This is a genomic window from Scytonema hofmannii PCC 7110, assembly GCF_000346485.2.
GTDB classification, from domain to species: domain Bacteria; phylum Cyanobacteriota; class Cyanobacteriia; order Cyanobacteriales; family Nostocaceae; genus Scytonema; species Scytonema hofmannii.
In genome coordinates this window covers 191367-208649 of record NZ_KQ976355.1, presented here as the reverse complement: position 1 = coordinate 208649, position 17283 = coordinate 191367, and the positions used below count along the sequence as shown (strand labels likewise).

Genomic DNA, 17283 nt, shown 5'->3' with positions numbered 1-17283 from the left:
GCACTTCAGTACTATCATGTCTATAGAAGAGAAGGTGCGCTTAACAAATTTGCCATCAGCGTCAACCTCTGGGCACATACATAATCACCAACACACCCAAAAGCACTATCCACATACCAAGCCAATCAAAAGAGTCTGGTGTTATCTTATCCACCTGCCATCCCCAAAGAATGGAAAGCATGACAAAAACTCCTCCATAAGCTGCATAAACTCGTCCAAAATTGGCAGTCTGTAATGTAGGAATCACACTATACAAAGTCAGTAGACTTACTCCAGCTAGAGCAAACCAAATATTTTTACCTTCTCGTAGCCACAACCAAATCAAGTATCCTCCCCCGATTTCACACAAACCAGCTAGGATAAAGTACAACACAGACTTAATAATTTGCATAAAGCAGTTAACAAATACAAAGTTGTTACTATTAAGTTAGAGCAACTGCCACTTGCTAGTCCTATAGAAATAGGGGGATGTGGAATTCTGTGTCAGATTTGCTTTCGGTACTCAATACTCGTAGGGATTCTTAGGTTCTGGAATTGGTTTAACAGACTTAGCTTGAATAGTAAGTTGGCGTTTACCTTCCAATTCTGCTGTCATTATTTCACCTTCAATTTCCAGCCAAGTGTCTGGTGAATAAGCTTGACGGTTAGTAGTTAATTTAACAGGCAACCCCATTGGGGTGGCATCTAAGGCACAGTGGGTAATCACAAAACGTGCAATCACGAAAAAATCATCGGGCAGTGATTTTAGATGAACCACAAATCCCTGGACTTTTGCTCTCTGACCTACATAACGATCTGGTTCAGGATAGACAGTCAGTGTTTTCACCCAATCAACTAGCGTTCGGTCTTCTGGTCGAATTGAAGCTCGAAATGCTTGAGGTTTGAAGCGGTTAGCTGCAATTGAAAAGTCCGTAACATCTTGTTGATTTGCAGCATAGCTTGTCAAAGGTCGAGGAATGACCACTAGACCTACGAGAGCGATGACCAGAAGTAACCCGCTCGACCAACTAGGCGGAAACAGCGACAAATGCTGAACCTTTGGTAGAGTAGGATGCTTCCGCCAAAGTCCCCAAACTCTAAAAAGGGCAATAAATAAGAGCACAAACCCGCTAGTAATAACTAACCAGAAGTATCTAGGATGAACTAGCAAGACAAGTTTTTCAGTCAGCCAATATTTCAGTAGTAATATTCCCCAAGCAGCAAATGCTGAGACATCCAACCAGTCTACAAAGCGGAAAAATTTAGAAGATTGAATAGATTTTTTAGTCATGAAAGTAAAAACAGAAACACGTTTACTAAAATTAATTACTCTTGACTCTAAACAGTCGCATCCCATTTGCGGTTACAAGCAAGGACGTTCCCATATCTGCCAAAACAGCAACTGCTAACCCTACAACACCAAAAGTACCTAGTAGTAAAAACAGTCCCTTGGTGACGAGGGAGAGGACAACATTCTGCTGAATCACGGACACGGTACGGCGGCTCAAATCTACTGCATAAGCAAGTTTTCTCAGGTCACTGCCTACTAGCACCACATCTGCTGTTTCCAGGGCAATATCGATTCCACCCACAGCAAAGCTGACATCCGCAACAGCTAAGGCTGGCGCGTCGTTGATGCCATCACCAACCATGCCAACTACGCCAGAACGACGAAGCCGATAAATTTCTTGAAGCTTATCTTCTGGTAGCAGTTGGGCGAGATACTCTGTGAGTCCAACTTGTTGGGCAATTTGCTGGGCAACTGTTGAGCGATCGCCCGTTAACATCACGAGCCGTTTGAGTCCAACCTGCTTAAGGAGTCGCACCGCTTCACTCACTTCTAGCCGTAATCCGTCTGCTAAGGCGATCGCTCCTAGCACTCCTGACCGAGTTCCTACAAGAACAGGGGTTTGTCCTTGAGCCTCAATAGCAGCCAACAACGCTTCTGCTTTCTTTGACAGTGGAATCTCAAGCTCCGTAAACAGACGGCGGTTGCCAACGAAGTATATTTGTTCCTCCAATTGCCCCCAAATTCCTGTTCCTGGTAGAGCATTAAAGTTTTGAGGAGACTGTAACTCTAACCCTTGAACCAGTGCTTCTGTCACAATCGCTTGCGCTAAGGGATGTTCGGACTGCTGCTCTAGGCTGGCAGCAATCATCAGTAAGTGTTTTGCCACTATGTTGTCCAAGTCATAAACCTCTTGAACTACTGGCTTTCCTTGAGTGAGGGTTCCCGTTTTATCAAAGGCGAGGGTATTCATGCGCCCCGCTGTCTCTAAAGCATTGCCCCCTTTGAACAGAATTCCTTGACGGGTTGCAGCGCCAATAGCGCTGACAATGGAAACCGGAGTGGAAATAACCAAGGCACAAGGGCAAGCGATGACCAGCATCACCAGCGCCCGATAAATCCAAACGTTGAACTCTTGAGCGAAAACCAATGGAGGAATGAGAGCAATGCCAACGGCTACCAGGAGTACAACAGGCGTATAGATAGCAGCAAAGCGGTCCACCCATTGCTGCGTGGGTGCGCGGCTTCCTTGCGCTGTTTCAACCAAGTGAATAATGCGTGCAACGGTGGTGTCGCTTGAGAGATGAGTGACTTCGACCTCTAGAAAACCTGTTTGATTTAGGGTTCCGGCAAAGACACGCTCTCCTGGGGCTTTGTCCTCTGGAATAGATTCTCCAGTGATGGGCGATTGGTCAATTGCTGAATTACCAGACAGGACGATTCCATCCAATGCCACGCGCTGCCCAGGTCGAATGGTCAACACCTCACCAACCTGAATTTCCTCCACTCGAACAGATAGCTCTTGGTTGCCTCTTTTGACAGTGGCAGTGGGTGGGGTCAAATTCATTAATTTACGAATGGCATTGCGGGTACGACCAAAAGTGAAACTCTGTAGCGTTGTGCCTAGTGCAAACAGAAAAACGACTAGCGCCCCTTCAAACCAGTCCCCTAAAATTACTGCCCCAATTGCTGAAATGGTCATTAACAGATTCATATCAGCTTGGCGCAACAACAGAGCAAACCAACCCGCTCGTGCTATAGGAAATCCGGCTACCACCATGCCTATGCCATAAAAAGCCCTTGTTATCCAAACAGATAGCTGTAACTGCTGAGTGATGACCCCCAACAACAACCCTAAGCCAGAGAAGATAATGCTTTGTCCTTGACGACTAGATATCCAAAACCGCCAACCGATTAAATCTTGTTTCTGAATTTTTTCCTTTACAGACGAATCAACTGTAACAGTAGAAGCTTCTTCAACAAGTTCAACGGTATATCCCAACTCTTGTATGCGCGCTTTTATAAACTTTTCTTCAACTTGTCCTGGGTCATAGGAAACAGTGAGCTTGCCACTGGTAAACTTGATGGATGCATCGACAATGCCGGGTATCCGTAAAAGATTCGCCTGAATTGTCTTGGCGCAACTAGGACAATCCATACCCCCAACGAGTGCCTGTAGGGTTTTGGTTTGACTCTGTTGAGCCATATCAACGCTGTAACCTAATGCGGTAACACGCTCAGTGATTGCCGTTTCACTCAAAAGTTTTGGGTCGTAGTATACATTCAAACGCCCCGTTGTAAAGTTTACTTCGGCCTCAGTGACTCCTGGTAACTGCTTTAAGCTGGCTGAGATGGTTTTGGCACAGCCGCCGCAGTCCATACCACCAATTTGTACTTGTAGGTTTTTAAAATTGTGAGATGGGGCTTGTTCGACGGTGTAACCTAAAGTAGTGACACGCTCAGTGATTGCCTTTTCACTTAAAAGTTTCGGGTCGTAAGATACATTCAAGCGCCCTGTTGCAAAGTTGACTTCGGCTTCGCTTACTCCGGGTAGCGGCTTCAATCTGGCTTCGATGGTTTTGGCGCAGCTGCCGCAGTCCATACCGCCAACTAGCGCCTGTAGGGTTTTGAGGGAGGGAGTCTCGTTCATCGAAGGAACCTACTAATACTTGATTGCTCTTAATTCCAGACCAAGTCTTGGACTATCATGCAGTTAGAGACTGCCGAGTAAAGTTACACGGCTCTCTGTCCTGACCAACATATCAGTGATAACTAATATTTTCCAATAATAGCGCCTTGTGGATACTAATGCTCTCTAAAACTCAAATCACTAAAACTAAAACAACTGATTTAAAGGTCAAACTGTTCCGAGGGTTTTCCGATCACTCGCGGATGTCTATCCTCAATGCCTTGCGTTCTGGGGCATTAACTGTCAACGAGATCGTAGAAGCAACAGGACTGAGCCAGTCTAATGTTTCTAACCATCTTAGCTGTTTGCGTTGTTGCGATTTGGTTGTCCGTCAACAGCAGGGGCGTTTTGTGTACTATCAACTCAGTGATGAACGAATAGCCCAGCTTCTTGACCTGGCAGATGATATACTGGCTGATGTGGCTAAAGGTGTAAATGAATGCAGTCGCTATAACAATAAGGAAGGTGGCTAAAGATGGCAGATGTAGCAGCAGGTATGTCAATTTTAGGGTGACTTGGAAACCAGGCAGTGGCTAGGGTCAAAGTTGACCCTTAATGCTGCGGAGTCCAGAACTAGGACAACCTTTGGCGAACGCCTACGCCACTGCACGGCTAATCCTAGTAGCAAACCTTGAGGCTTTACGCGCTCGTATAAGGAACGCCCCAAGGATGTAATAGAGAATAGTCGTAGCTTATGTCTAGTTTGATTATCACCTTGGGGATGCTGTATGGAAGCTATTATGCTAATACTACTGAAGTTCTACAACCAGAGTGGTATTTTTCTGTACCTTCAATCAAATCCCTAAATTGCCAATTCTTGAAACATAGCGGTACTCAGGTAACGTTCCCCAAAAGAAGGCTGGATCATGACGATTAAACAACCTGCATTTTCTGGTCGTTTACCTACCTGAATTGCCGCATACAAAGCAGCACCAGAGGATATACCGGACAACAATCCTTCTTCTTGTGCCAGACGCCGCCCAAAAGCCATTGCCTCATCGTCGCTGACTGTAATAACTTCATCAATCAAATCTGTACGGAGAATTTCTGGGATAAATCCAGCACCAATTCCTTGAATTTTATGCGCTCCTGGTTTGCCGCCAGCAAGGACGGGACTGTTGCTGGGTTCAACTGCGATCGCCTTGAAACTGGGCTTGCGTCCTTTAATTACTTCAGCAACTCCAGTAATCGTACCACCAGTACCCACTCCAGCAACGAGGATATCTACTTCCCCATCGGTATCTGCCCAAATTTCCTCTGCGGTAGTTTCTCTGTGAATTTTTGGGTTGGCTGGGTTGCAAAACTGTTGCAGCATATAAGCATTGGAGGTGGTTGCCACAATTTCTTCGGCTTTGCGAATTGCCCCCCGCATTCCCTCAACCCCTGGTGTCAACTCTAAAGAAGCACCATAAGCTCGAAGCATGGAGCGTCGTTCCAAACTCATCGTCTCAGGCATGGTTAAAATCAAACGGTAACCACGAGCCGCCGCTACCATTGCTAGTGCAATCCCCGTATTACCTGAGGTAGGCTCCACTAAAACTGTTTTCTGTGGCTCAATCAACCCCGCCGCCTCTGCTGAGAGTACCATACTTACCCCAATGCGATCTTTCACCGAAGCAGCAGGGTTCATTCCTTCCAGCTTCACAACAATTCTTGCAACACATCCCTCTGCTTGAGGAATCCTGTTGAGATGCACTAAAGGAGTTCTTCCGATCAGTTCTGTTACGTCTTTAGCAATCCGCATGATTTAACTCCTAAGATAAAATTTTTGCCACACTGCTCTGTTCGATAGTCATTGGATACTCAGTAATAGTAGTTGACCCTGCGTGAGCGACTTCAGTCAAAGTCTCTGTGCCATCCCTGAAGTGGTGTAATTGGCAAGCAAGCTTCTCCAGAAACCGAGCTGTTAGCAATCTCAAGGTTTTTGACGCTGGCATTAACACCCTGGGTGCCTACCAGCATAATCATTCCCACTACAAGCCCAATAAAAAACAGTTGTCCGATGTCCTGCCAATCCCGACCGACAAGCACCAGAATAAACGACTAGCTGAGAACAAAACCAAAGCAACGCAGTAAACACAGACTACCTTAATCTCAAAAGCTAACAGATACATCACATAGCCACTGAAAGTCAGTTACAAAGCTCGATATTTATTTTTAGCTTTTGACATATCAGGCATGGCTGATATGATAGGATATTAGCACAGAAATAAGCGTGAATAAATGCCATGTCTCAAACTGCTCATCTCAAGGTCAAACTCTTTTGAGGATGTTTATCCGAGGCTGTGGACGGACAGATTTTCAAGACGGTGATGCGGGAATTCTGTATGACTCGGTGACACAACGGCTGTTTACATTACCAGACGAAACTCTTGTATATCCCAGTCACGATTATCGAGGTCATACTATCTACAATTGGGGAAGAGAAGCGATGGAATTCGCGATTTGCTGGACGCGAATCTCCTTCAAAGACGCTACCTAGGAAAGCCGCTCTGCGTCTACACGATCGCGCTAGCTTCATTGAGCTTATGACCAACTTGGATCTACCGGAACCCAAAAAAATGATGGAAGCCGTTCCTGCTAACAAGCATTGCGGTAACTTAGCTTCCCCTCGTTAAACCTTTAGCTCAATATTTCGTTTATAGCTTGTGAGGGAGACAAAAGTATCATGTCTGTGCTAGTTAAGACAGTAGATTGCGAATCAGCCATTCCAAGTGATACAGTGAGCGTGCAGCACCAAGTTGTAGTCGTCGGGGGTGGAGCCGCAGGCATCACAGTCGCCGCACAACTGCTGAAAAAAAATAAGCAGCTTGATGTTGCCATTATTGAACCAAGAGACAAGCACTACTACCAACCAGCTTGGACACTAGTTGGCGGCGGTGTTTACAAAGTTGAGGATACAGTTAGGGATGAAAAAAACTATATCCCTGATGGTGCTACTTGGCTCAAAGACTCTGTAGCTCACTTAGACCCGGACAACAATATAGTAATTACTAGGGAGGGAAAACGTATTTGTTATGAATATCTGGTTTTAGCTCCAGGTCTTCAAATTGATTGGCATTTAATTAAAGGGCTAAAAGAAACAATTGGGCAAGATGGCGTTTGCAGTAATTATGCTTATCAATACGCCCCTTACACCTGGGAAGTCATCAAGAACTTCAAAGGCGGTAATGCTATATTCACTTACCCTAATACTCCGGTTAAATGTGGAGGAGCGCCACTGAAGATTATGTATTTGGCTGATGATGCCTTTAGGAAACAAGGGGTTCGTCATCAGTCAAAAGTCATGTTTTGCACAGCTATGAAGGTAATTTTCAGTGTAAAAGAATTCGCGGAAACATTGCTTTCTGTAGTAGAGCGTAAACAGATAGACGTGAGATACAAACACAATCTCAAAGAAATCAAAGCTGATACTAAAACAGCGATTTTTGATGTATCAACGGATTCGGGTGTCGAAGAAGTAGCTATCCAATACGACTTACTCCATGTTACGCCACCTATGAGCGCACCTGACTTTATAAAACAGAGCAAATTAGCTGTACTTGATGGAGCTGGTCAAGGCTGGGTTAATGTAAACAAACACACACTACAGCACAATGTTTACCCCAACGTTTTTAGCTTGGGTGACGCGGCGAGTCTTCCGACATCAAAAACAGCGGCTGCTGTGAGAAAACAAGCGCCAGTTGTTGTTAATAACTTACTGACTTTAATGAACTCAAAAAACCTCGACCAAAAATACAACGGCTATACTTGCTGTCCAATAACTACAGGATACGGCAAGGTAGTACTTGCCGAATTTGGTTATGACAACAAGCTTTATCCCACATTTCCGATCGATCCAACTAAAGAGAGGTACAGTATGTGGCTGCTAAAAAAATATGGCTTCCCCTATATCTACTGGAATAGAATGTTGAAAGGTCAACCTTTTGAAGGAAAGTTGTTAGGAATTGGCTCTTGAATTTATCAGATAATTCGACCTATTGGATAGCGTAACTTTCTGGTCTATTACTAATAGTGTTGGCAAAGTCGAGTAGGGGCTTTACGTGGAACAATTTTGTTTATTTACATTTAGATTGCAAGTTTTTTTATGAAACGCAAACGTCCAATTCCCTGGATTTACCGTTGGTCTCGGTTTGCGATCGCAGCAATCGCCAGCTTGGGTGCTGCGATCACCGCCTATTTAACTGTAGTTAAGCTAGCGGGAGGATCGGCAGCCTGTCCCGTTAGTGATTGCGATCGCGTACTTTCCAGTCCATATGCCACAGTTTTTGGTTTGCCTCTGGCACTATTTGGTTTTTTAGCTTACACCAATATGAGTGTAATGGCAGTGGCTCCTTGGTTGACTCAGCCTGAGACTAAGAACAAATTGCGCTCAAAGCTGGAGAACTGGACTTGGCTGCTGCTGTTGGTAGGTGCGACGGCAATGATGATTTTCAGCGGCTATTTGATGTATTTGATGGCTTTTGAAATCAAATCGCTTTGTGTCTACTGCATCGCTTCTGCTGTTTTCTCACTCAGCTTATTTGTCCTAACACTAATAGGTCGCAATTGGGAGGACATTGGACAACTATTTTTCACTACGATTGTGGTAGGAATAATCACCCTAGTTGGTACTGTAGGTGTCTATGCCAACGTCAATAACCCCACCGCCACGACTCAATCTGGTTCAGTAGAAGCGGGTTATCCGATTACGACTATCTCTGGTGCAGCTGAAATCGCTCTAGTGCAGCATCTGAAGCTGGTGGGAGCCAAAATGTATGGAGCCTTCTGGTGTCCCCACTGTCAAAACCAAAAGCAACTCTTTGGTAAAGAAGCGGTTAGTCAATTGAATTACGTTGAGTGCGATCCTAAAGGCAAAAACGGTCGTCCAGACCTTTGCCAAGCTGCCAATATTCAAGGCTTTCCCACTTGGGAAATTAACGGCAAGTTCTACCAAGGCGAGAAAACCTTGCAGGAGCTTGCGGATTTATCTGGCTACAAAGGATCTCGTAACTTTCAGAATTCTCCACTTCCCGGACACTAATCGCTTAGTAGGTGTTAATAAACAAAAGTTACTGAATATACTTGCTCTCATTGACTTCCTCTTGTTTTCGTTTTTTTACTGCCCTTTCTCCCTGATTTTTATTACTGAATCGGTGTTCTAGAATGAGCGCGAAGCAATAGTTTATGCTGCAATGTCGTGACTCATGCTGCGACACTGAACGCGCATTGAGAACGCTTGCATAATCGCTTTATTTCATAAATAATCTCTTAGTCAAACAACAGGTTAGTGAGTTGCAAAAGCAACAATCATATTAATATTTTATGCCAATTTTTATATCAACTTATCTTAAGTAATTACGTTCAGCACAAACGAAATATAAAAAAATAATAAGTTTAGCAAAAGATAGAGCATTGTAAACGCTTTTTACATCTCATAAACTGTTATTGCAAACTTTTTTTAGGGGTTTATTGTTTATTGTGTTTTAGTTTAATTCTCAAAGTTTTATGGTTCCATCTACTAAATGAAACCTAAAACATTATTGTTTCAAACGTTTTAGAGTTGGTTCATAAAGTAAACATAAAGACAGCAGAGAACTAAGCATGACTAAAATAGCGACCAAAGTAGCATTTTCTGTTCTAGGAGCAGCAGGAATTAGTCTTTTGTCTTTGACACCAGCGAGTGCCACTATCTTGGTAGAACCCATCGTGACGACGCCGAATGAAGACTTAATAGAAACGAGAACGCTTGGACCAGAATTTCAACCCGGTGTAATTGTAGAATTTGGTATCCCAAATATAAGTAACAACTTGCTAAACGCCACCGGGCAGAATTTCGGAAGCTTCATCTATAAATTAGAAACGCTATTTTATAGTAATCCGGATTCTACTCCACCGTTTGATAATGAGTCGGTGCAATGGGGAGATGTAGATGGCGATGGGAAGATAGGTTTCTCTAATGTCCCTGGTCTGGTGGATATCTTTACAGACATTACCGTCACAGATAGCGTCATTACGTTTAGTGGTGGCATAATACCGAACGAGACCGTGTTTTTCACTCAATTCAAAACCCAGCCCGATCTAACCCCTGGTAGTGGGATCATTCCACCAGCACCGCCCCCACCAGCCGATCAAGATGGACCAATCCGGGTAAGTAGTTTTACCACCGTTTCCAAACCAACTGCCGTTCCTGAACCCTCTTTTACTTTGGGTCTACTAGTCTTTAGCATCTTAGGCGTAACTTCGGTAGTACAGCGTAAACTTCGACTAAATATCTAACGTCTGCCTCTTGGAGATCGAGCATTACGCCGCTCTTTTCGGAGAGCGGCAACAAGCAAGCAGAAATTGTATTAAATCCTGAGTACGCCGGTTACAGCCAGCGAAAGTGACAGTAGCAGATTCAGTCCCAAAACCTGAAACAGAACGCGACGCTTCTGGAGCGGAGTCGCATCGACGGCTTTGTCGTTCATAACGAGTTTCCATCCAATTAAAGATAATTTGGAAAATTGTTTCGTCCAACATATTTCTGTACTTTCATAGCTTACTTGCTGGCAGATGCAAATGAAACGGAAGATTTTAGGCTTGAGGTTGAAGATTCAGCGATCGCAGTCGCACTTTGATGCCGCACTCTGGACGGAGTGTGATGGATGCCTGGGGGATAATGGGGCAGCTTGGTATCACATCCAGTTGGAACCGTTGGGCGATCGTCGCCAGCAACAAAACTGCTTCCATCAATGCAAACCCTTTACCGATACAGATAAGCGGATCATCGCCAAAGGGAATGTACACGCCTCTGGGCAGGTTTTTCTCCAAATCCTCCCCTCCGCCCAGCGTTCCGGGTGAAAGGTTTCTGGATTCTCGAAGTACTTGGGACTGCGGTGCATCACCCACTGGCTGATCATGACGACCGTTCCGGCGGGCACAATGTAGTCCCCAAGGGGGCAATGCGCTCGGCGTAGTTCACCATCACCTTGCCATAGCCTTGAATGCGAGATTGATGGAACACAGGTTGAGCTAAACGCCGCTGCCACAGCCAAGAGTTGCCTTCATCTGTGAGCAGCTCTTCACCTAGCAGGGTTTTCAAAATCCGAAATCCCCGGCTCTTGATGAATTTCTCTCGGTCTCTCAGCACCTGCTCAATGTAGTCGGGATTGGTGATGAAGCAAGCAGGTGTTAAGCCCAGACGCATTGGCACAATGTCGGCATATTCACGGGCACACCGGGTTAAGAATCCTAATAGATCGTTTCTTAAATCAATTAAGCTGCCGACAATAGAGTTTTCTTGAGGTCCAGCGAGATCGAATATATCTTGAGTCATGGGAGTGCTCCTGATTGCATACCAGTTACCTTCGGATGTTTCGAGAGATACAGCGTTTTGGTTTTGAACCTTTCAAAGCCCTCCATAAAACGAGTCCAAGCCCAATCGAAATTGCAATGTCAGGTAGGTTAAAAGTGGGATAGCGCCAAGCTCCAATTCCAAAATCAATGTAGTCAGTTACACTTCCATCTCCTACGCGGTCAAGTAAATTTGCAAGTCCGCCACCGACACTCAGTCCAAGTGCAATCTTACTTGTAGGATAATTTCCTAAAATCTGTCTGAAGTAGAGGAGGACGATAAGGGCTAACAGACTGAGCCAGGGAACAATTGGGGAGCCTTTTAAGAAACCGAATGCGACTCCTGTATTTTCTTCCCGTGTCAGTTGAAGAAGGTTTCCAATTAAAGAGATTGGGACACCGAAGCTTAAGTGACGCTCAATCCAAAGACGTGCAACCCAGGTTATGAAAAGGGTTAGGGTGAATGTGGCAGCGATTAGAGGCATGGATATCTAAGGGTTTGATTGTGAGTACTAATTTTGTGTTGGCAAAGGCTTGCAGGCTCCAAGGTTTTATAATCTCTGGTAAAGCTGCACACAACGTCTGACAGTTCCTGCAAGTTCTGTGGTCTCTATGCCAATCTTTTACGGGTAATCCGTAAGCCATTGGCGATCGCTAAAAGTTCACTCGCCTCGTGAGCAAACACAGCAGCCGTAATTCCCAATAGACCAAGCAGCGCACCGGGAATCAAAACCGCCAACACCAAAATTGAAAACACAATGTTTTGAAAGCTAATCTGTTGGCTAGCTTTGGCAAGTTTCAAAGCATAAGCAACCCGACTGGGGTCATCTCCCATGAGCGCAATATCGGCAGCTTCAATCGCTGCATCTGTCCCGGCTGTCCCCATCGCTAAACCAACGGTTGCGGTTGCCAGTGCCGGAGCGTCATTAATGCCGTCTCCTGTCATCGCAACCGGACCATACTGCTGTTCTAGTTCTTGAATGGCTTTCACCTTGTCCTCGGGTTTGAGGTCAGCTCGAACTTCGTCAATGCCTAATTCAGCCGCGATCGCTTTAGCTGTGCGGGCATTATCTCCCGTCAGCATTGCCACCTTGACCTGCATCTTATGCAGTTGTTGAATCGCACGTTTAGCTTCTGGACGGGGTTCGTCACGAATGGCAAATAAGCCCTGAATGCGGTCTTTTGTTCCAGTCAGAACAACTGTCTTTCCCTCTGCTTGCAAACGCTCAATTTCGGGTTCCAACCTTTCTAAGGGAACACCCAGTTGCCGAAATAGCCCAGGACTGCCCACATAAATCGTCTGCCCTTCAATGTCGGCTTTCGCGCCTGCGCCCGTGAGTGACTGAAAGTTCTGCACATCTGTAATGGTAACGCCTTCTGCCTGCGCTTTCTCGACAATGGCTTTGGCAAGCGGATGTTCACTCAGATGCTCAATGCTGGCGGCACTACGCATCAGTGAGGCAGTTTCATTCGTGGTCGAAAGGACATTGGTGACAACGGGTTTGCCACGAGTGAGTGTCCCTGTCTTGTCAAACGCCACAACTCGAACCTTTGCCAGGTTCTCCAGATGAATGCCTCCTTTGATCAACACGCCTTCCCGACCGGATCGTCCAATCGCCGCAGAGATTGCAACAGGAGTAGAAATCACTAATGCACAGGGAGCAGCCGCAACGAGCAGGACTACCGCACGAACTGCCCAGGTAGTGAAGTTGGCTTTAATGAGGAAAGGAATAACTACCAACAGAAGTGCAACAACTAGGACGCTGGGGCTATAGCGGCGTCCAAAGCGGTCAATCCAGCGTTGAGCACTTGATTTGACACCCTGGGCTTCTTCAACCGTTTGAATGATTTTTTGTAGGGAGTTGGAGGCAAAGCTTGTCGTCGCCCGAACTTTGAGGACTCCGGTTGTATTAATCGTTCCAGCAAAAACTTTGTCACCAACTGCTTTCTCAACTGGAACCGACTCACCCGTCACCGCCGCCTCATCAATGCTGCTGGCTCCCTCGACAATCTCACCATCAGTCGGAATGCGTTCACCGGGACGTACCAGAAACACGTTGTCAATCTTGAGTTCCTTCGCAGGAATCCGCACTTCTCCCGTGTCCGTCAAAAGAGCGGCGGTTTCTGGTACTAAGTCTAGAAGAGCGCGAATGGCGGTGCGAGTCCGGGCAAAGGTGTATTCTTCGATCGACTCCGCTCCAGCATAAAGAAACACTAGGAATGCTGCTTCAAACCATTGCTCTAAGATGACCGCCCCTAGTGTGGCAAAAGCCATCAGCGCTTCAATACCAACTTCGCGCTCCTCAATGAATTCTTCCCAACCTTCCCGCGCCCAGTAATAAGCACCAATCAAAATAGCAAGCCCAAAGATGCTATTGGGAACATAGATCGGAACATTGAACTGACTCACGAGCCAGCCAGTCACCAAAAGTGCCCCTGCAATTAGCGCATTGCGAATCGGTGGAAAGGTGTACCACGGTCCAGAAAAGCCTTCGACCTCATCCAAATCGTCATCGTCGTGGTCTTCAATTGACTGCGCCTGGAGTTCTTCACGCTCATCTCGTTCAGTCATAGCATCACCCCTTAGCTGCTAATTTAGCATAATATCAGCAAATAATGATATGTTAATATAAAATTCTTGGATTTATCCAAATGTCTGCTAACAGTCATTGGTGACAAGTTAAGGCGATCGCGCATTAACGAATGCTCGGTTCTGTGCTAAGGTAGGACTCGCTGCAAATGTTAGCAATGCGAAACTAGCTAAGACTCCGGTAAATACTATCTTTGTAGGTGTACTCATATTCTTTTTTTACTCTCCATGTTTGTTCTGTCGATTCATTAGTTCTTGACAAACTAAAGCTATACTAAAATCTCTAGCCAGGTAGAGAGTCAAGTCGGTCAGCGCATTTTTGACTTCTGTACCCCAAAAGCAACGCCTTTTTCTCAAACTGTTGCCTCATAAGCCTTTCGCCAATTGACCTGAAAACTTAGGCTCTTCCAACCAACAGTTAGTAAAGTGGGGCAGAGTACGCGAGTATGCATTCAAGAAGAAGTCAGAATTCAGAATTCAGAATCGATTTGGTTGGGGATTCCGACCCGCAACCAATCGTTGACCACCAAATTTACAATTTTGGTGGGGGACTTAAACCCGTTTATTCATCCACCAGTCGCACAGAATTCTTACTGAATTCTGGCGACTGACTCCTGAATTCTTTCTTGTTAAACTCTACTACTTTTGGCGTGAAGTCGCTGTAGCCAAACAAGACAGCTGTAAGCGCAAAGGTTCTCTACTATTGCAAGTAATCTTTTCAGTGATGAGAGCGGATTCTGAGCAAGCGAGATGAGTTGGCGAGAATACCCAAGTCGGGCAAGGATTGTGCAGCAGCTGCAACGATGGGTGGCAAAAAGCCTAGCGCAGCCAGTAACAACCCGACAAGGTTGTACAACGCGGTGAAGGCAATGTTTCCCTTCACTACATACATAGTACGGTAGGCAACCTTAAAGAGTTCAGGTATGAGCGTCCAATCTTCGCGCAGCAGCGCTACGTGTGCAGCTTCAATCGCCACATCGGTTCCAGCTGCCCCCATAGCGATGCCGACGTCAGCTTGCGCCAGTGCTGGAGCATCGTTGACGCCATCTCCCACCATAACGACAGTATGACCTTTGGCTTGATAAGATTTCACAATGGCAATCTTATCTTCTGGCAAGAGGTTGGCGCGATAACTCACTCCTAAGCGTTCAGCGACAGCAGCGGCAGTTCGCTCATTATCACCGGTTAGTAGTTCAATATGCCGCACACCTAATTGATTTACAGCAGCGATCGCACCAGGAACTTCTGCTCGCAATGTATCAGCAGCAGCGAGAATGCCAGTTAGTTTGTCATCTATCGTTACAAACAGTAGCGTTTTTCCTTGCGCTTCCAGTTCGTCAACAATCGGGAAAGAGACTGAGGAATGCAGCATCCGTCGATTACCGACAGTCACAGCATGACTATTTACTTGTGCTCGCACACCCATGCCAGGAACGGCGACAAAATTAATAGGCTCATGCAGAGTGAGTTGGCTTTGTTGGGCAGCATTACGCACTGCCAAAGCTAGCGGATGCTCTGAGTAACGTTCAGCAGAAGCAGCAACTTGTAGTAACTCAGACTCAGAAATGTTTCTCAACGGTATCACATCAGTAATTTGCGGACGCCCCAAGGTGAGTGTCCCCGTCTTGTCAATCAACAACACGTCCGCACGGTCAAGAACCTCCAGATATTTACCCCCCTTAATCAGCAGACCGCGTTTGGCACCCGCGCCGATGGAAGCTAGCATTGCAATGGGAGTCGCAAGCGCCAAGGAACACGAACACGCCACAACCAATACAGCTGCTGTTGCTAGCGGATCGCGACGAACTACGAAGGTGAGCGTAGCAATGCCTATCACGATGGGCAGGAAGTAAGCCGAGAACTTGTCAGCTATGCGCTGCACAGAAGACCGATGCATTTCAGCTTCCTGCACTAGCTTAATTACACGCCCAAAAGTCGTGTCTGCACCCACATGAGTAGCACGAATACGCAGACTGCCCAAACTTGCTAGAGTAGCTGCAAACACATTGGCACCAGAACCAACCTCAACGGGTATGGACTCGCCTGTAATAGCCGCTTGGTCTACTGTGGCTTGACCGCTAATCACCTCACCATCAACAGGAATCTTGTCACCAGGTCGCACAATCACTGTCTCGCCAACTCGAACCTCACTCACCGGTAAAACCTGCTCTACACCGTTTCGTTCGACCCGTGCCATTTGAGGAGCCATCGCCGTCAAGTCTTTGACTGCTCGACGGGCACGTTCAGCCGTGAACTTCTCGGCATACTCACCGATGTACATGAAAAACACAACGACAGCAGCAGTAGCCCATTCTGCCACTGCCAATGCAGCTATAACGCCAAGGGTCATGAGCGTGTGAGAGGTGATTCTCCCTTTTAAGGTAGTTCGGATGACGTTGCGGAATATCGGATAGCCCCCAATCAAAACGATGGCTAAGCCAATGGGCCACGGGACGTATTTGGTCAAAGCTTCAAATAGTCCCAGCCGTTCGCCTACCACCGTGATGAATAGCACTGCACCAAAGACAACGCCAAACAAGACCAGAATGGTTCTAGTGAAATCACCGAGAGGTTGCTGTTTTGGCTTGTCTACAGTTTCCGTCGCCAGCGAATACCCAGCATCTATCACAGCGGAGCGGATGTCTGTTATGTCCACTTGAGTTGGGTCAAGTCGGACAACAGCTTTCTTGGAAGACAAGAAGACATCAACCGACTCAACACCAGGCAGTTTTCCAATAGCTTGCTGAACGTGTCGGGCACAGTCAGCACAGTCCATACCATTGACAGCAACCTCAAGAGTTTGCTGTTTCAACTCAGATCGCATCTCTACAGTGGGTGTAAGGATGGAATAACCCGCAGTTTCCACAGCTTTGTGAATCGCAGCTTCATCTACCTGAGTTGAATCAAATCGGACAACGGCTTTCTTAGAAGACCACAAGGCATCGACTGACTTGACACCGGGCAGTTTTCCGATAGCTTGCTGGACGTGTCGCGCACAATCGGCACAGTCCATGCCGTTAACAACTACCTCAAGAGTTTGCTGGTTAGACATAACTATTCTTCCTCCTGACAGTTATAGCGAGTGCATTCGTAAACCCCTTTTGCCACATCCGCTAGGATTCGATCGCTCAGATGCAGAACTGTGGCGACCCGTAAATCGCTAAGTTGATAGCGCACGTAACGACCTTCCTGCTTACTAATGACTAGCCCACAATCTCGCAAACACCCTAGGTGGTTGGAGGCATTCGACTGACTAAGACCAGTCACCGTTGCAATTTCAGTTACAGTCAATGGACCATCTCGCAGTACATCGAGAATGGCTAGCCGCGAAGGGTCAGAAAAACCGCGAAAGAGCTTCGCTTTCAAGCTGATAGCTTGAGATTGAGCATTAATAAGCATTAGCTTAAGTTGTCAGTTGTTTGT

Annotated in this window: 17 protein-coding genes and 1 pseudogene; 5 read left to right on the top strand and 13 right to left on the bottom strand. The window is 46.2% G+C overall.

Annotated elements, in window-relative coordinates:
• Nucleotides 1–61 precede the first annotated feature (61 nt).
• From WA1_RS49855 to WA1_RS49845, 3 genes are all read right to left on the bottom strand, one after another.
• The gene (locus tag WA1_RS49855; protein WP_017741037.1) at nt 62–391 is read right to left on the bottom strand and encodes a YnfA family protein; all 330 of its coding nucleotides are present in this window, start codon (nt 389–391) and stop codon (nt 62–64) included.
• A 111-nt stretch (nt 392–502) separates the two neighbouring features.
• On the bottom strand, nt 503–1270 hold the full coding sequence (locus WA1_RS49850) for a TIGR03943 family putative permease subunit (protein WP_026134413.1): 768 nt from the start codon (nt 1268–1270) through the stop codon (nt 503–505).
• A gap of 31 nt (nt 1271–1301) precedes the next feature.
• The gene (locus WA1_RS49845; RefSeq protein ID WP_017741035.1) at nt 1302–3917 is read right to left on the bottom strand and encodes a heavy metal translocating P-type ATPase; all 2616 of its coding nucleotides are present in this window, start codon (nt 3915–3917) and stop codon (nt 1302–1304) included.
• A 158-nt stretch (nt 3918–4075) separates the two neighbouring features.
• On the opposite strand from WA1_RS49845, the gene WA1_RS49840 reads away from it, so the two are divergent.
• On the top strand, nt 4076–4429 hold the full coding sequence (locus tag WA1_RS49840) for an ArsR/SmtB family transcription factor (protein WP_017741034.1): 354 nt from the start codon (nt 4076–4078) through the stop codon (nt 4427–4429).
• 329 nt (nt 4430–4758) lie between these two features.
• Here the strand turns inward: WA1_RS49840 and cysK are convergent, their stop codons facing one another.
• Complete coding sequence (cysK, locus tag WA1_RS49835) at nt 4759–5700, bottom strand: cysteine synthase A (protein ID WP_017741033.1); 942 nt, start codon at nt 5698–5700, stop codon at nt 4759–4761.
• Between the two features lie 92 nt (nt 5701–5792).
• Nucleotides 5793–5987, bottom strand: a complete 195-nt coding sequence (locus WA1_RS57930; protein ID WP_017741032.1) for a hypothetical protein — start codon at nt 5985–5987, stop codon at nt 5793–5795.
• 238 nt (nt 5988–6225) lie between these two features.
• Between WA1_RS57930 and WA1_RS54360 the strand changes: the two are divergent.
• The 4 genes and pseudogenes from WA1_RS54360 to WA1_RS49815 form a co-directional block, all read left to right on the top strand.
• Nucleotides 6226–6574, top strand: a pseudogene (locus tag WA1_RS54360) (MBL fold metallo-hydrolase); the annotation flags it as partial.
• A gap of 50 nt (nt 6575–6624) precedes the next feature.
• Nucleotides 6625–7914, top strand: coding sequence for an NAD(P)/FAD-dependent oxidoreductase (locus WA1_RS49825; RefSeq protein WP_017741031.1), 1290 nt, complete (start codon nt 6625–6627; stop codon nt 7912–7914).
• Between the two features lie 129 nt (nt 7915–8043).
• Complete coding sequence (locus WA1_RS49820; protein WP_017741030.1) at nt 8044–8979, top strand: vitamin K epoxide reductase family protein; 936 nt, start codon at nt 8044–8046, stop codon at nt 8977–8979.
• A gap of 560 nt (nt 8980–9539) precedes the next feature.
• On the top strand, nt 9540–10214 hold the full coding sequence (locus tag WA1_RS49815; RefSeq protein WP_017741029.1) for a hypothetical protein: 675 nt from the start codon (nt 9540–9542) through the stop codon (nt 10212–10214).
• A gap of 24 nt (nt 10215–10238) precedes the next feature.
• On the opposite strand, the gene WA1_RS57925 is transcribed toward WA1_RS49815, so the two are convergent.
• The 8 genes from WA1_RS57925 to WA1_RS49780 all read right to left on the bottom strand — a co-directional run bounded on the left by WA1_RS57925 (nt 10239) and on the right by WA1_RS49780 (nt 17259).
• Entirely contained in the window at nt 10239–10457 is a 219-nt protein-coding gene (locus tag WA1_RS57925; protein ID WP_017741028.1) for a hypothetical protein, read from the bottom strand.
• A 54-nt stretch (nt 10458–10511) separates the two neighbouring features.
• Nucleotides 10512–10724: a cytochrome P450 gene (locus tag WA1_RS61500; protein ID WP_336389858.1), complete on the bottom strand. Its 213-nt coding sequence runs from the start codon at nt 10722–10724 to the stop codon at nt 10512–10514.
• Complete coding sequence (locus tag WA1_RS61495; RefSeq protein ID WP_336389859.1) at nt 10667–10819, bottom strand: cytochrome P450; 153 nt, start codon at nt 10817–10819, stop codon at nt 10667–10669. The genes WA1_RS61500 and WA1_RS61495 overlap by 58 nt, the downstream gene beginning before the upstream one ends.
• Nucleotides 10820–10833: 14 nt before the next feature.
• Entirely contained in the window at nt 10834–11253 is a 420-nt protein-coding gene (locus tag WA1_RS61490) for a cytochrome P450 (RefSeq protein ID WP_017741026.1), read from the bottom strand.
• 25 nt (nt 11254–11278) lie between these two features.
• Nucleotides 11279–11755, bottom strand: coding sequence for a signal peptidase II (lspA, locus tag WA1_RS49795; protein WP_017741025.1), 477 nt, complete (start codon nt 11753–11755; stop codon nt 11279–11281).
• A gap of 125 nt (nt 11756–11880) precedes the next feature.
• On the bottom strand, nt 11881–13842 hold the full coding sequence (locus WA1_RS49790) for a heavy metal translocating P-type ATPase (protein ID WP_017741024.1): 1962 nt from the start codon (nt 13840–13842) through the stop codon (nt 11881–11883).
• Between the two features lie 736 nt (nt 13843–14578).
• Nucleotides 14579–16912 (bottom strand): heavy metal translocating P-type ATPase, encoded by a 2334-nt coding sequence (locus WA1_RS49785; protein WP_017741023.1) that lies wholly within the window; start codon nt 16910–16912, stop codon nt 14579–14581.
• Between the two features lie 2 nt (nt 16913–16914).
• A complete protein-coding gene (locus tag WA1_RS49780) occupies nt 16915–17259 on the bottom strand; it encodes an ArsR/SmtB family transcription factor (RefSeq protein ID WP_017741022.1) in 345 nt (114 codons plus the stop codon).
• Nucleotides 17260–17283 lie beyond the last annotated feature (24 nt).